The 14,495-nt window shown below is 66.2% G+C and carries 15 protein-coding genes; 6 read left to right on the forward strand and 9 right to left on the reverse strand.

Annotated elements, in window-relative coordinates; all coding sequences use genetic code 11:
- From ACTG4X_RS07710 to xylB, 4 genes are read left to right on the forward strand one after another with little or no spacing between them, the layout of a single operon-like run.
- Positions 1-672 (forward strand): transaldolase family protein, encoded by a 672-nt coding sequence (locus ACTG4X_RS07710; RefSeq protein ID WP_440533543.1) that lies wholly within the window; start codon positions 1-3, stop codon positions 670-672.
- Between the two features lie 17 nt (positions 673-689).
- Positions 690-1,664 carry a carbohydrate kinase family protein gene (locus ACTG4X_RS07715; RefSeq protein ID WP_097200889.1) on the forward strand — a complete coding sequence of 325 codons (975 nt, stop codon included), beginning with the start codon at positions 690-692 and terminating at the stop codon, positions 1,662-1,664.
- A gap of 14 nt (positions 1,665-1,678) precedes the next feature.
- Positions 1,679-2,635, forward strand: a complete 957-nt coding sequence (locus ACTG4X_RS07720; RefSeq protein ID WP_093048397.1) for an AraC family transcriptional regulator — start codon at positions 1,679-1,681, stop codon at positions 2,633-2,635.
- A gap of 29 nt (positions 2,636-2,664) precedes the next feature.
- On the forward strand, positions 2,665-4,137 hold the full coding sequence (xylB, locus tag ACTG4X_RS07725; protein WP_440533544.1) for a xylulokinase: 1,473 nt from the start codon (positions 2,665-2,667) through the stop codon (positions 4,135-4,137).
- Positions 4,138-4,207: 70 nt separating this feature from the next.
- Here the strand turns inward: xylB and groL are convergent, their stop codons facing one another.
- The 3 genes from groL to ACTG4X_RS07740 all read right to left on the reverse strand — a co-directional run bounded on the left by groL (position 4,208) and on the right by ACTG4X_RS07740 (position 7,308).
- Positions 4,208-5,860 carry a chaperonin GroEL gene (groL, locus tag ACTG4X_RS07730; RefSeq protein ID WP_093048403.1) on the reverse strand — a complete coding sequence of 551 codons (1,653 nt, stop codon included), beginning with the start codon at positions 5,858-5,860 and terminating at the stop codon, positions 4,208-4,210.
- A gap of 29 nt (positions 5,861-5,889) precedes the next feature.
- Positions 5,890-6,180, reverse strand: a complete 291-nt coding sequence (locus ACTG4X_RS07735; protein WP_007835162.1) for a co-chaperone GroES — start codon at positions 6,178-6,180, stop codon at positions 5,890-5,892.
- Positions 6,181-6,357: 177 nt separating this feature from the next.
- A complete protein-coding gene (locus tag ACTG4X_RS07740; RefSeq protein ID WP_440533545.1) occupies positions 6,358-7,308 on the reverse strand; it encodes a LysR substrate-binding domain-containing protein in 951 nt (316 codons plus the stop codon).
- 144 nt (positions 7,309-7,452) lie between these two features.
- On the opposite strand from ACTG4X_RS07740, the gene ACTG4X_RS07745 reads away from it, so the two are divergent.
- Together ACTG4X_RS07745 and ACTG4X_RS07750 are read left to right on the forward strand one after the other, a co-directional pair.
- Entirely contained in the window at positions 7,453-8,190 is a 738-nt protein-coding gene (locus tag ACTG4X_RS07745; RefSeq protein WP_093172556.1) for an SDR family NAD(P)-dependent oxidoreductase, read from the forward strand.
- 33 nt (positions 8,191-8,223) lie between these two features.
- Positions 8,224-8,463, forward strand: coding sequence for a tautomerase family protein (locus ACTG4X_RS07750; protein WP_093048411.1), 240 nt, complete (start codon positions 8,224-8,226; stop codon positions 8,461-8,463).
- On the opposite strand, the gene ACTG4X_RS07755 is transcribed toward ACTG4X_RS07750, so the two are convergent.
- The 6 genes from ACTG4X_RS07755 to ACTG4X_RS07780 form a co-directional block, all read right to left on the reverse strand.
- Positions 8,432-10,270, reverse strand: a complete 1,839-nt coding sequence (locus tag ACTG4X_RS07755) for a phospholipase D-like domain-containing protein (RefSeq protein ID WP_440533546.1) — start codon at positions 10,268-10,270, stop codon at positions 8,432-8,434. The two genes, ACTG4X_RS07750 and ACTG4X_RS07755, sit on opposite strands and share 32 nt — an antisense overlap.
- A 122-nt stretch (positions 10,271-10,392) precedes the next feature.
- The gene (locus ACTG4X_RS07760; protein WP_440534372.1) at positions 10,393-11,388 is read right to left on the reverse strand and encodes a Bug family tripartite tricarboxylate transporter substrate binding protein; all 996 of its coding nucleotides are present in this window, start codon (positions 11,386-11,388) and stop codon (positions 10,393-10,395) included.
- A 62-nt stretch (positions 11,389-11,450) separates the two neighbouring features.
- Positions 11,451-11,807 carry a cupin domain-containing protein gene (locus tag ACTG4X_RS07765; protein ID WP_354337453.1) on the reverse strand — a complete coding sequence of 119 codons (357 nt, stop codon included), beginning with the start codon at positions 11,805-11,807 and terminating at the stop codon, positions 11,451-11,453.
- 20 nt (positions 11,808-11,827) lie between these two features.
- A complete protein-coding gene (locus tag ACTG4X_RS07770; RefSeq protein WP_354337452.1) occupies positions 11,828-12,835 on the reverse strand; it encodes a quinone oxidoreductase family protein in 1,008 nt (335 codons plus the stop codon).
- Between the two features lie 3 nt (positions 12,836-12,838).
- A complete protein-coding gene (locus ACTG4X_RS07775; protein WP_097199994.1) occupies positions 12,839-13,726 on the reverse strand; it encodes a 3-keto-5-aminohexanoate cleavage protein in 888 nt (295 codons plus the stop codon).
- Positions 13,723-14,487 carry an SDR family NAD(P)-dependent oxidoreductase gene (locus ACTG4X_RS07780; RefSeq protein WP_097199993.1) on the reverse strand — a complete coding sequence of 255 codons (765 nt, stop codon included), beginning with the start codon at positions 14,485-14,487 and terminating at the stop codon, positions 13,723-13,725. The genes ACTG4X_RS07775 and ACTG4X_RS07780 overlap by 4 nt, the downstream gene beginning before the upstream one ends.
- Between the last annotated feature and the right edge of the window lie 8 nt (positions 14,488-14,495).

Below are 14,495 nucleotides of genomic sequence, written 5' to 3' on the forward strand. Positions count from 1 at the left end.
ATGAGCGAAGACTTCCACCTGTACCTCGACAGCGCCGACCTGACAGAGCTGAAGGCCTGCCTGCCGCACCCCGTAGTGCACGGCGTGACAACGAACCCGACGTTGCTGCAACGCGCAGGCATCGGCCGCGCCGAAGTGCCAGGCCTGCTCAAGCGCTGCATCGAACTGGGCGCACGCCAGGTGCAGGCGCAGGTGTATTCGGGCGAAGTCGACGGCATGCTCGAAGACGCACAAGCACTGCTCCCGCAATTCGACAGCGGCCAACTGGTCATCAAGATTCCCGCCACGCGCCAGGGCCTCGACGCCGGCGCGCGGCTCATCGCGCAGGGCGTGTCCGTCACCTTCACTGCCGTGTATGCGCCGGAGCAGGCGCACTTCGCGGCGCAACTGGGTGCGGCCTACGCAGCGCCATACCTCGGGCGGCTCGATGACTCCGGCATCAACGGCCTGGCGCTGATCGGGCAGATGCAGTCGCTGGTCGCGCGGCGGCCCTCGTCGGGCACGCGGCTGCTGGTGGCCAGCATCCGCTCGCGCGAGGCTTATCTTTCATTGCTGGGGCTCGGCGTGGGGGCCATCACCATCCCGCCGAGCCTTTTTGCCGAGCTGCTCGACCATCCCGCCACGCTGGCCGCCGAACGCGGCTTCCTGGCCGATGCGCGCGCCTTGCCGTGATCCAGAATCCAGACACCATGCGCATTGCACTCACGGGCGAAGCCCTCATCGATTTCACCGCCAGCGAGGCGGGCACCCTGGCTTTCCTCGGGCACGAGGGCGGCTCGCCGCTCAACACCGCGGTGGCCTGCGCGCGGCTCGGGCAGCCGACCGGTTTTCTCACGCAGTTGTCGACAGACCTCTTTGGCGAACGGCTGATGGGCTTCCTGCAACGCAACGGCGTGGACACCAGCTTCATTCTGCGAAGCAACGCACCCTCGACGCTGGCCTTTGTCGAGCGCACGCCTCAGACCAACCGCTACGCCTTCTATACACGCGGCAGTGCCGACGCCACCTGGGCGCCCGAGCCGCTGCCGCGGTTGCCGGCGGAATGCCGCTTCCTGCACTTCGGCTCGATCTCGCTGCTGCAGGACCCGGCCGCCACGCGTATCACCGACCTCGTCGCAGCGAACCGGGAGAGCTGCGTGATCGTGTTCGACCCCAACGTACGGCCCAGCCTGATCCCGGACATGGCGGCGTACCGCGCGCGCGTCACCGGCTGGTTCGCCATGGCCGACCTGGTCAAGCTCAGCGACGAAGACGCGGCGTTGCTCGCGCCCGGCCAGCAGGTCGATGCGCTGGCCGCCGAGTGCCTGAAGGCCGGCGCGCGCGCCGTGATCGTCACGCGCGGCGGCGACGGCGCAACGCTCTGGCGCACGGGGCACGAGCCGTTGACCGTGGCCGCGCCGCGCGTCACCGTGGTCGACACCATCGGCGCGGGAGACACCTTCACGGCCGGGTTGTCCGTGTCGCTGCTCGCGCATGGCGTGGAGCGGCCGGCGCAACTCGGCGAGCTGGGCGACGATGCATGGCGCGAAGTGATGAGCTTCGCCGCCACCGCCGCCGCCCTCAACTGCACCCGCGAGGGTGCCGATCCACCGACGCTGGAGGCGGTTCACGCCGCCTTGGCGAAGGCACAAAATACCGCTGTTGCTGCTGCTTCCCGGCCCTGAGCCGGGCTGCCATCATGACGACGTCCACCCGAAAGCGTTCGATTCCCCGTCAGCGCCAGCCCGAGCTGGAGCGCGACTTCACGCGTTCCCCCTCGCTGGGTTACGAGACTCCCGAAGAAACCGGCCTGGTGCGCTGCCTCGCGCACGGCTTTCCGAGCCCGCTGGTGCGATGGCACTTCCATGAAGACTACGAGCTGCACCTGATCACCGAGACATCGGGCAAGGCCTTCATCGGCGACTGGATCGGGCCGTTCCAGCCCGGGCACCTGGTGCTGTGCGGGCCGCGGCTGCCGCACAACTGGATCTCGCTCGACGTGCCCGAAGGCGGCGCCGCGGGACGCGACCGGGTGATCCAGTTCCGACACGAGCCCATCGAGCACGCGGCATCCCAGATTCCCGAGCTGCGCGAGGTAATGCACCTGCTGGAGCGGGCGCGCCACGGCATCGAATTCTTCGGCATGTCGGAGAACGCGCAGGCGCACTGGGACAGCATCAAGGCCGCGCGCGGCGTGCGGCGCCTGAGCCTGTTCCTCGACTTCATGGCCGACCTGGCGCAGTGCACCGACTACCGGCTGCTGTCGAGCGTGCAGATGCAGGGCGCACAGGGCGCGGACGGCGACGCGCAGGTCGACCAGATCAACGGCATCGTCAACCGCATCACCAACAACATGGCCGACCCGATCTCGATGTCGGACGTGGCGGCCGAGCTGGGCATGAGCGAGAGCCGCTTCAGCCGCTTCTTCAGGCGCTCCACCGGCAACAGCTTTACCGATTTCGTCAACCGCGTGCGCATCAACAGCGCCTGCCACCTGCTGATGCAGACCGATCACTACGTGACCGACATCTGCTACCAGGTGGGCTTCAACAACGTGGCGAACTTCAACCGGCGCTTCCTTGAAATCAAGGGCATGACGCCGAGCGAATTCCGCCGGCAGGCCGACACGCGCTTCGGCAGCGGCGTCTCTTCCTGAGCACGCAGCAGAAAACCAGGGGGCTCATCTTGTATCTGGGACTCGACCTCGGCACGTCCGAGCTCAAGGCGCTTTTGCTCGCCGACGACCACCGCATCGTGGGCGTGGCCCGCGCACCGCTCACGGTCGAACGGCCGCAACCGTTGTGGTCGGAGCAGGCGCCGCAGCAGTGGTGGCATGCGCTCGAAGAAGTGATGCGCGCGCTCGGCAAATCGCATCCCGAAGAGCTTGCGGCGGTGCGTGCGATCGGCCTGTCGGGCCAGATGCACGGCGCCACGCTGCTCGACGAAGCGGGCCAGGTGCTGCGCCCCGCGATTCTCTGGAACGACGGACGCAGTGGCGCGCAGTGCGAAGCGCTTGCGCGTGCCGTACCGCGGCTCGGCGAGATCGCGGGCAACCTCGCGATGCCGGGGTTCACGGCGCCCAAGCTGTTGTGGGTGCGCGAGCACGAGCCCGAAGTTTTCCGCCGCGTTGCGCGCGTGCTGCTGCCGAAGGACTGGCTGCGCTTCATGCTCAGCGGCGAGGCGGTCAGCGAGATGTCGGACGCGGCGGGCACGCTGTGGCTCGACGTGGGGGCGCGCGACTGGTCTGACGAATTGCTCGCTGCCACCGGGCTCACGCGTGCGCACATGCCGCGCCTGGTTGAGGGCAGCGAGGTGTCGGCGCAGCTCAAGCCCGAGCTTGCGGCGCGCTGGGGTGTGGGTGGCGGTGGTGCGGTGCTGATTGCCGGCGGCGCGGGCGATAACGCGGCCAGCGCGGTCGGCATGGGGCTGGTCGAGTCGGGGCAGGGTTTTGTGTCGCTGGGCACATCGGGTGTGGTGTTCGTGTCGACCGACCGCTTCTTGCCGAACCCCGCGCAGGCGATGCACGCCTTCTGCCATGCGTTGCCGAAGCGCTGGCACCAGATGTCAGTGATGCTCTCGGCCGCGAGCGCGGTGAGTTGGGCGGCAAAGACCTTCCGGTTCGCCGACGAAGCCGCGCTGCTCGAAGCGGCGGCGTCCATCTCGCTGGCGCAGCGCGAGCGCTGCCCGCTGTTCCTGCCGTATCTCTCGGGCGAACGCTCGCCGCACAACAACCCCAATGCGCAGGGCGTGCTATTCGGGCTGACGCATGCACACGGTCCGGCGGAAATCGCCTACGCCGTGGTCGAGGGCGTGAGCTTCGGGCTGCGCGATGGTTTCGACACCCTGCGGCTGCCGGCCGACATGCCGCTGCGCGAAGTGGCGCTGGTGGGCGGTGGTGCACGCAGCGTGTGGTGGGGCCAGTTGCTGGCCGACATCTTCCAGGTGCCGCTGACGCTCTATGCGGGCAGCGAGACAGGCGGGGCGCTCGGCGCGGCGCGGCTGGCGTGGCTGGCCGATGGAGGCGCGGTGGCCGAGGTGTGCAAGCTGCCGCCGGTGCAGCAGCAGTTGATTCCGTCGACCGAAGGAGCCGCTGTGCATAGCGCGCGCCACACACGCTTTCAGGTGCTCTATGCGGCGCTGCGAGACCAGTTTCAGTAACTGACACAGGCAACAAAAAGGGCCGCTTTCGCGGCCCTTCTTCTTTTGGTGAGCAGTGCTCAGCCGGGCATTACATGCCCATGCCGCCCATTCCGCCCATGCCGCCCATGTCGGGCATGCCGCCGCCGGCGCCAGACTCGTCCTTGGGCGCGTCAGCGACCATGGCTTCGGTCGTCAGCAGCAGCGAGGACACCGAAGCGGCGTTCTGCAGTGCGGTGCGGGTGACCTTCGTCGGGTCCAGGATGCCCAGCTCGAGCATGTCGCCGTACGTGTCGTTCGCAGCGTTGAAGCCGTAGTTGCCCTTGCCGGCCAGCACAGCGTTCACCACCACCGAGGCTTCGCCGCCGGCGTTGTTCACGATTTCGCGCAGGGGAGCTTCGATGGCCTTGAGCACCAGCTTGATGCCGGCTTCCTGGTCGGCGTTGTCGCCCTTGACCGACTCGCCCACGGCTTGCTTGGCACGCAGCAGAGCCACGCCGCCGCCAGCCACGACGCCTTCTTCCACTGCAGCGCGGGTAGCGTGCAGGGCGTCTTCGACGCGAGCCTTCTTTTCCTTCATTTCGACTTCGGTGGCAGCGCCAACCTTGATCACTGCAACGCCGCCGGCCAGCTTGGCCACGCGCTCTTGCAGCTTTTCACGGTCGTAGTCGCTCGTGGCTTCTTCGATCTGCACGCGCACTTGCTTCACGCGGGCTTCGATGTCGCCAGCGGCACCGGCGCCGTCGATGATGATCGTGTTTTCCTTGCCCACTTCGATGCGCTTGGCTTGGCCCAGGTCGGCCAGCGTCACCTTTTCGAGCGTCAGGCCCACTTCTTCAGCGATGACCTTGCCGCCCGTCAGGATGGCGATGTCTTCCAGCATGGCCTTGCGGCGGTCGCCGAAGCCAGGAGCCTTGACAGCCACGACCTTCAGGATGCCGCGGATCGTGTTCACGACCAGCGTAGCCAGGGCTTCGCCTTCGACTTCTTCGGCAATGATCAGCAGCGGACGGCCAGCCTTGGCGACTTGTTCCAGCGTGGGGAGCAGGTCACGGATGTTGCTGATCTTCTTGTCGAACAGCAGCACGAAGGGGTTGTCGAGCAGCGCCGATTGCTTCTCGGGGTTGTTGATGAAGTAGGGCGACAGGTAGCCGCGGTCGAACTGCATGCCTTCGACGACGTCGAGTTCGCTGTCCAGCGACTTGCCGTCTTCGACAGTGATCACGCCTTCCTTGCCGACCTTGTCCATCGCGTCAGCGATGAGCTTGCCGATGGTTTCGTCGCTGTTGGCCGAGATCGAGCCGACTTGAGCGATTTCCTTCGACGTGGTGGTGGGCTTGGAAGCCTTCTTCAGCTCGGCGACCAGGGCCGTGACAGCCTTGTCGATGCCGCGCTTCAGGTCCATCGGGTTCATGCCGGCAGCCACCAGCTTGAAACCTTCGCGAACGATGGCTTGTGCCAGCACGGTCGCGGTGGTGGTGCCGTCACCGGCGTTGTCCGAAGTCTTGGAAGCCACTTCCTTCACGAGCTGGGCGCCCATGTTCTGCAGCTTGTCCTTGAGTTCGATTTCCTTGGCGACCGACACACCGTCCTTGGTGACGGTGGGGGCGCCGAACGAGCGCTCGAGCACCACGTTGCGGCCCTTGGGGCCCAGGGTCACCTTGACTGCGTTGGCCAGGATGTTGACACCCTCGACCATGCGTGCGCGGGCTTCACCGCCGAAGACTACGTCTTTTGCTGCCATGTTTGTTTACTCCGAATGGGATGTTTGAATTACTTCTCGACGACCGCGAACAGGTCGTCTTCCTTCATGACGAGCAATTCGTCACCGCCGACCTTGACGGTCTGGCCGCTGTACTTGCCGAACAGGACGCGGTCGCCGACCTTGACGGTCAGTGCGGCCAGTTCGCCCTTGTCGTTGCGCTTGCCCGGGCCCACGGCCAGGACTTCACCCTGATCGGGCTTTTCAGCGGCTGCGTCGGGGATGACGATGCCGGAGGCGGTCTTGGTTTCGCTGTCAACACGCTTGACGATCACGCGATCGGCCAAAGGACGAAGTTTCATTGCATCTCCTGGATGTATGGATAAGAAACGGGTTTTGTGGTCGGGTGCCGGACCGGAGGCCGGCAGCCCATCGACTGGAAGCGAGGGCTGTTAGCACTCATCAGCAGCGAGTGCTAATCATAAGGGCAATCGGTGGGCTTTCAAGTGACAGGGGCTGCCGCCGGTGCGTAACGGATTTCACGCCCGGCCGGCCAAGCCGCTGCCAGACACGCCCGCCCCATCCGCCCGGCGGCCCATCAGGAAGTCCACGAAGGTGCGCACGCGCAGCGGCGCGAACCGCAGCTTGGGATACAGCAGGTTGTAGGGCCGGGACCGGCCGCCGAAGGGCTTGAGCACTTCGACCAGTCGTCCCCGGCGCAAGTCTTCCTCGACCACGAAGCGATAGGCCTGGAAGATGCCCGCGCCATGCCGGGCCAGCGTAACCCCGGCCAGGACGTCGTCCGAGCAGGCGTAGCCGCCGGAGGTGAGCATTTCGATGTCCTGGCCGTCCTGACGGCACAGCCAGGGGATGGTGCGGCCGCTGCTGGGCAGCTCGAACTGGATGCATTCGTGGGTCTGCAGGTCGTCCAGGGTCCGGGGTTCCCCGTGCCGGCGCAGGTAGTCCGGGGCTGCGACGAGCACGAGTTCGGCGTCCTCGAGATGGCGAGCAACCAGGGTCGAGTCGGCTGGCGCGCGCACACGCACGGCAAGGTCGTACCCCTCCGCGGCGAAGTCGATGTTGCGGTTGCTGACGTGAACCTCGACCCGGATGTCCGGGTAGCGAGCCCTGAACTCCGGCAGCAGCGGCAGCAGCCGGTAGTGCCCGTAGGTGGTGGGAACGCTGATCCGCAGCAGGCCGCTTGGCGTGATCTGCTGGCCGCTGACCTGGCGTTCGGCCTCCACCAGCTGGTTGAGCGCCTGGCGGCATTGCTCGTAATAGGCTTGGCCCGCCTCGCTCAGCCGTATCTGCCGTGTCGTGCGCAGGAAGAGGCGCACCCCGAGGCGTTCTTCCAGCCTGCCCACCGTCCTGCTTACGGCGGCGGGCGTCACGCCCGCAATGGTGGCTGCGGCGGTGAACCCCTCTTGCTCGGCTGCAAGACAGAAAAGCTCCAGGCTTCCCAGCAGCAGGTCGTCGAACTGGCGATTCATGATTGATTACATGGAGTAAATACTAAAGATGCTCCTATCATCTTTATCAACTTGAAGGTCGTCAATACAGTTGATCCCAGAGGCGAGAGCCTCCATGAACCTGAACCAACTGCCTCCGCTTTGACCACCCGAAAGGAAACCATCATGAAGACCCAACCCAAGACGATCGTGATCACCGGCGCCTCGAGCGGCATCGGCCTGGCCCTGGCCGGCGCGTACCTGCAGCGCGGCGACAACGTCGTCGGCAACGCCCGCAGCGCCGAACGCCTGCAACAGGCATCCGTATCGCTTGGTTCGCCCGACAACTTCCTGGGCGTTGCCGGCGACGTCGCCGACCCGGCCGTTGGCGATCTGCTGGTGCGGCGTGCCATCGAGCGCTTCGGGCATGTGGACGTGCTCGTCAACAACGCCGGATTCTTCAACGCCAAGCCGTTCATCCAGTACACGCCGGACGAGCTGGAAGCCCTGGTGAGCACCAACCTGAAGGGTTTCGTCTATCCGTCGCAGGCGGCAGTCCGCCACATGGTCGAGCGCAAGGCGGGCCACATCATCAGCATCACGGCAAGCCTTGCCTCGCAGCCCAACCAGGCCGTGCCGGCCGTGCTGCCGCTGCTGATCAAGGGCGGCATCAACCAGGCGACGAAGGCGCTGGCGCTGGAACTGGCGCCGCACAACATCCAGGTGACGGCGGTGGCGCCGGGCATCGTGGACACGCCGATGTACACGAAGGAAATGCACGGCTTCCTCAACACGCTGCAGCCGGCAGGCCGCATCGGCACGGTGCAGGAAATCGTCGACGCGGTTCTCTACCTGAGCGACGCCAGCTTCACGACCGGCATCGTGCTGCCCGTGGACGGCGGCATGGGCACCGGCAAGTGGTGAGCGAAGCATCGACAACGAACCCCGGAGAACGCCATGCCCTACATCCGCATCGAAATCACCCGCGAAGGCACCACGCTCGACCAGAAGAAGCAGCTGATCGCCGAGGCCACCGAGATGATGGTGCGCGTCCTGAACAAGGATCCTGCCTCGACCTTTGTCGTGATCGACGAATACGACACCGACAACTGGGGCCAGCACGGCCGCACGATCACCGAGGTGCGCCGCGAGCAGACGCTTGCTGCTACTGCACCGCCGCGTCCATCCAGAACTTGAGCTGCGGGTTCTTGAGCCGACCCTTCTTGTCGTAGTACTTGCCCAGCCATTCCTCCGGCGTGCTTTTGAGTTCCAGCGCGTCCTTCTGGCCGCCAAGCTGCTTGAACCAGAAGCGGGAGGAGAAGTGGTCGTAGACGTCCAGGATGCGGGTCGCATAGGCCATCGCGAGCTTCTTGTTGCCGCGCACGATCAGCAGGTTCTCGTCGTTGTCGAACGATGCCTTGTGCCCCAGGTTGTGGCTGCCGGTGGCAACGACGCAGTCGTCGTCGAAGGGGTCGATCACCACGACCTTGTCGTGAATGATCGCGAAGCCGGCATTGAGGATTTCCTTCTTCCAGCCATCGGGTACCTTGAAGTCGAACGCCTCGGCTCCGAAAACACGCGGGTCCTGGAGCACGGGCGGTTTCTTCTCGCCCTTCTTCCTGGCGGGCGGAGTCATGCCCTTGAGCTCGTAATAGAAGCCTTCCGAGGCCGACTTGTTCGTCACGCATCCGCGCACGAACAGCTTCTTGTTCTTGCTCGCGGCCTGGGCTGTCCAGTTCGCGATGCTCGGGCTGCCCGGATAGAAGGCGAGAAAGAGCACGGAGTGGCTGGCGCCCGCGATCAGCTGGGCAAGGTCCTCCATGTCCGGCGGGCGCTTCTCGGTTGCCGGGTTCTTTCCGCGCGCCTTCGGCGTGTTCGGCGAAAACCAGCTGTGAGCCGCCGCGCCGTCGTCCAGTGTCAGCGCCGAGCCCTTCGACGCCCACTTGCGAAGCGCGGCGCCCTGCAAGGCTTTCGGATCGTCCGCGGCCTCGTCGGTGTCCTTGGCGAGCTCTTTCCAGTACGCCAGATAGCGCTTGGCGAGCGCATCGTTGTCGATGACGATGGAATTGTTGGTCTGGGTGCACAGGCCGGTGGCCGTCCAGTTGGTGGAGCCGGTGAACACCGCCTTCGGCTTGCCCTTGGAGTCGACGTAGACCAGGAACTTGTTATGGGCGATATGGCCGTTGGACATGATGCGGTTGTGAATCTCCGCAGCGGTGCCGGTCAGGGTTTCGCGCGCTTGCTCGTTGCCATCGACCTTCACGGTCTTGATCTTGGTCTTGCCGGTCTTGGGGCTGGTCACCTTCACCGGTTTGCCGTCTTCGCCCAGCACTTCCTCGTCTTCCTTGGAGTCGCCCAGGACGATGTGGAGGCGTTCGCCCAGCCCTGCGAGCCAGCCGATCAGCTGCGGGTCCTTGAGTTCGTAGAGCGCCGCGTAGATCTTGCCCTTGCCGTCGGCGCGCGCAAGAAACTCCTGGATGGCCTCGATCATGTCGCCCGAGAGGCTCTCGCGGAGCTTGCTCTTGTCGCCGGGGTCCAAGACCCTCTCGATCAGCGAGTCCTTCATGTCCTTGGAGCCGAGCGCGCGCGCGACGCGCTGCGTGGAGATCAATCCGCGGTTGAAGTAGACGCTCAGCTTGTCGTCGATCACCGGGGTGATCTCCACCTCGTTAGTCAGCAGGATCGGCAGCTTCGCCATGGGCTGGAGCTTTCCCGGGGCGCCCTCCAGCGGCACGATCTTGTAGCGGAAGATCCTGTTCTTGTTCTTCTCGGCTTCGAGACGCGCGTAAGGATCTTTCCAGTAGAACTTCTGGATCGGAAGTTCCTCGGTGGTCCATTTTTTGGGTGTGATGCCCTTGAACCTCGCCTGGCCTGGCAGGGGCGTCTCACGGCCGTGCTGGTCGATGCGGTAGACCGCGAATCCCATGCAGCCATCCGGCTTCTTGCCGTAGCTCCACGCGACCATGATCACCTCGTTGTTGGCGAAAGCCACGGCGTTCTGCATGAGTCCCCTCCACGTTCCGGTAGCGGCCGATTGGATGTCGACTTCGAGAGTGCGCTGGCCACGGCCGCCTCCCGCGCGGGAGTATCGCGGGATCGATCGGGCTCATCAATGGCATTTCTGTGTCAGTCCACCTTGATGCTCGCAGCCTTGACCACCTGCTGCGCCTTGGCGGTTTCGTCGACGATGAACTTGTTGAACTGTGCCGACTGCATCGTGAACGGCTCGGCGCCGAGCTTCTCCAGCCGCTCTTTCAGCTCGGGCGACACCATGATCTTCGCGACCTCGGCCTGAAGCCGCTCCACCACGGGTTGCGGCGTCTTTGCCGGGGCGAAGAGGCCGACCCAGAACAAATACGCCGAACCCGGCACGCCGGCTTCCACGGTGGTTGGGGCAGCGGGCAAGGCGGGCGAGCGTTGGGCGGTTCCCACGGCCAGCGCCTGCAGCTTGCCGCTCTTGATGAGCGGCAGCGCCGACACCATCGGCGCGAAGAACCAGTCGACGCGGCCCGACATCACTTCGGTCATCGCCTCGGGCGTGCCGCGGAAGGGCACGTGCTGCGCATCGAGCCCGGCCGCGAGGCGGAACACCTCGGCGTTCATGTGCGTGGCCGAGCCGTTGCCAGCCGATCCGTAGTTGAAGCTGCCCGGCTTTGCCTTGACCTTCGCGACCAGGTCCTGCACGTTCGTGAAATGCGCGGGCGCGGTCACCAGCACGTTGGGCAGGCTGGCCATCGGCGTGATGCCGGTGAAGTCCTTGATCGTGTCGTACGACAGGCCCTTGTAGATCCATGGATTCACGAGGTGCCCCGCTGAATGCACCAGCAGCGTGTACCCGTCGGCCGGTGACTTGGCCGTGATGGCCGCGCCCAGGGTTCCGCCCGCGCCGGGCTTGTTGTCGACGATCACGCTCGTGCCCAGCGCCGGCCCGAGCTTCTCGGCCACGAGGCGCGCGACGATGTCGGTGCCGCTGCCTGCCGTGAACGGCACCACCAGCTTGATCGGCTGCGTGCCCGGCCATGCGCCCTGCGCCAGCGCGCCGCTGCTGCCCAGCGTGCAGGCCGCGAGCGCTGCGGCCACGGTGAGTGCCTGTCGGCGGCTCCAGGGGAATGTCTTCTTCATCATGCGTCTTGTCTCCGTTGATTTGTTCGATGAGCAATGAATGACCGAAGGGGGTGCGAGCGCTAGGCCGGTGGCGCGTTCGGCATCACCAGCGCGACCAGCACCGGGCGGTTGGTTCGGTTTTCGAGTTGGCGTTTCTCGCCGGGTGCGAAGCGGCAGCTGTCGTACTGCTCGAGCACGTCTTCCTGGTGCACGCCGTCGGTCTCACCGACCACATGCAGCTGGCCTTCGAGCACGAGGTAGAGCTTTTCCATCGGCGAGCCGTCGAGCCCGGTGTGGCCGCCGGGCAGGATCTGGCTCATGCCCATCCACATCTGCGTGGAGGGCCCGGCTTCCTTGCCCTGCAGGCGCAGGCAACGCATGTCGAAGTGGTTGGGCGCCTCGTAGTGCGGCGCTTCGTTGAAACGGGTCACGTGCATGGCGGGTGTTCCTTGCGGTTTCAGGGGCGCAGCACGACGCGGTCGGTGCTGCCCGACAGCACCAGCCGGTAAGCATCGATGGCTTCGTCAAGCGTGAAGTGGCGCGCCACGGGAAAGGGCTTCAGCGTGCCGCGCTCGAAGCCCTCGCGCATCGCGTCGAGCTGCGCGGTGGAGGCAACGCAGTCCATCGCAAGCGAGTCGATGCCCACGAAGGTGTGCATGCCGCGGTAGAACGCGAAGATGTCGAAGGGCACCGCGCGGTCGTGCGTGGCAATGAAGATCTGCGTCGCGCCCTTGGCCATCGCCTTGTTGGCGGCCTCGAAGTAGGCGCTGCCCACGGTGTTGTAGACGATGTGCGCGCCGCGCCCGTCGGTGAGTTCGCGCACTTGCGCGCCCACGTCGGCATGCTGGCGCGCGTCGATCACGTCGACCGGCCCGTTCGCGAATCCCTCGAAGGGCCCGGCGTGCCGCTGCACTGCGATCACCCGCGCGCCAGCCTGCGAAGCGAGTTGCACCGCCGCCTGCCCGACCTTTCCGTTGGCGCCGAGTACCAGCACAGTCTGCCCCGCCTGCGGCATGCCGCTGCGGCGAAAGCCTTCGTAGGCGGTGACGAAGGGCACGCCCACCGCGCCGGCTTCGTCCATCGAAATGCCCCGGGGCTTTGCGCGCAGCGCCGCTTCGGGCAGCACCAGGTAGCGCGCATGCGAGCCGTCGCGCGTGATGCCCACGTCGCCACCCGAGCCGTAGACCTCGCGGCCGATCCACTCGGCGGGACCACTCACCACGGTGCCCGCGAAGTCGCGGCCCGGGGTGCGTGGCCAGACAGCCTGCGGCATGATGCCCAGCGTCGCTTTCACGTCGCTCGGGTTCACCGCGGCGGCGGCGATGCGCACCACGGCGTGGCCGGGTGGGGGCGTGGGTTCCGGCTGCGGCGCGGCCTCGAGCCGCAGCGTGTCGAGGTTGGCGGCCTTCTCGCTCACCCGCAATGCGCGGGATGCGTGGGTGGTGTGCATGGCTGCGACGCTCATCGTTCAGCCTCTCGCTTCCGGCAAGCCCAGCATGGTGCGCGCCTCGCGCGGGTTGGCGATCTCGCCGCCCAGGCTCAGCAGGATGTTGCGCGCCTTCGCCACCAGCTGCGCATTGCTCTCGGCCAGCACGCCCTTCTCCAGGTAGATGTTGTCCTCCATGCCCACGCGCACATGGCCGCCCAGCAGCCAGGCCTGCGCGACGATCGGAAACTCCATGCGGCCGATGCCGAAGGCGCTCCAGAAGGCGCCGCGCGGCAGCATGTTGCGGGCGTAGAGCAGCGTCTCGGGCGTGGGCGCAAAGCCGTACTTCACGCCGAGCACGAAGGTCCACATCGCGGGGCCGTCGAGCGTGCCGTCGGCGATGAGGTCGAGTGCGAGGTTGATGTCGCCCGAATCGAAGATCTCCAGCTCGGGCTTCACGCCGGCCTCGCGGATCACCTTCGCCATGCGTCGTACGTTCCTCGGCGTGTTCATCACCACGTCGGGGCCGGAGTTCATGGTGTTGAGGTCGAGCGAGCACACGTCTGGCTTGATCAGCGCGATGTGCTCCACGCGCTTTTCCGGCGGCAGCAGCGTGGTGCCGGGCGCGGCGATCTTCGGATCGTCCTCGCTTGGAATGAAGCGCCCGCCGGGGCCGGTCGTGAGGTTGATGATCAGCTCGCGGTTCCCGCGGCGGATGCGGTCGACCACCTCGCGGTAGAGCTCGATTTCCATCGAGGGTTTGCCGGTTTCGGGATGGCGCACATGGATGTGCACCTGCGCCGCGCCAGCCTCGGCTGCGGCCAGGCATTCGTCGGCAATCTGCACCGGCGTAATCGGCAGGTGCGGCGTCTGCTCCGGCTTCACGAGGTTGCCCGTGACGGCGCATGTGATGAGGGTCTTCGGGTTCACAGGTGACGCCCTCCATCGACCACGATGCGCGTACCGGTGACGAAGCGCATCGTCGTTGCGAGCGCTTCTACGGTGGCCGCCACATCGTCGGGCTTGCCGATGCGCCCGAGCGGCGTGGTGCTCGCCATCTTGTGCGCGAACTCCGCGCCGCGGCCGGGCACGAAGCCCGACTCGACCGCGCCCGGCGACACCGAAACGACGCGTACCGCCGGTGCCAGTGCCTTGGCCAGCGCGTCGCCGACTACGTCCAGCCCGGCCTTCGCTGCGACATACGCGAGGTTGCTGCCCACGCCGGTGAAGCCCGCGATGGACGAGATGTTGACCACGAGCCCATCGCCGCTGGCCTTGAGCATCGGTGCAAAGGCGCGGATGGTCGCGAACACGCCGCGGAAGTTGGCGCGCACGATGTCGTCGATGAGCTCGTCGGTCAGCGCGTCGAGGTCGCCAGCCGGCACGGGCTGCGTATGGCCCGCACTGTTGACCAGGATGTCGCAGCGGCCATGCGTGGCTTTCACCTCTGCGGCCGCGGCCTGCAGGCTTGGCGTGTCGACGATGTCGGCGCGGATCGCGCCGTGGCGCTGTCCTTGCGCAGAGGGCAGGGCGGCAGCACGCGCAGTCGCATCGTCGCCCTTGCGGTGCAGCAGCACGCAGGTAGCGCCGAGCGCTGCGAGGCGAGTGGCCGTCGCGTAGCCGATGGCGCCGAGGCCACCGGTGATGACGGCGACCTTGCCGTCGAGTCTGGAAACAGGATCGAAGCTCATGGGATGAA

This window comes from Variovorax sp. YR566 (genome assembly GCF_051992195.1).
Classification (GTDB): domain Bacteria; phylum Pseudomonadota; class Gammaproteobacteria; order Burkholderiales; family Burkholderiaceae_C; genus Variovorax.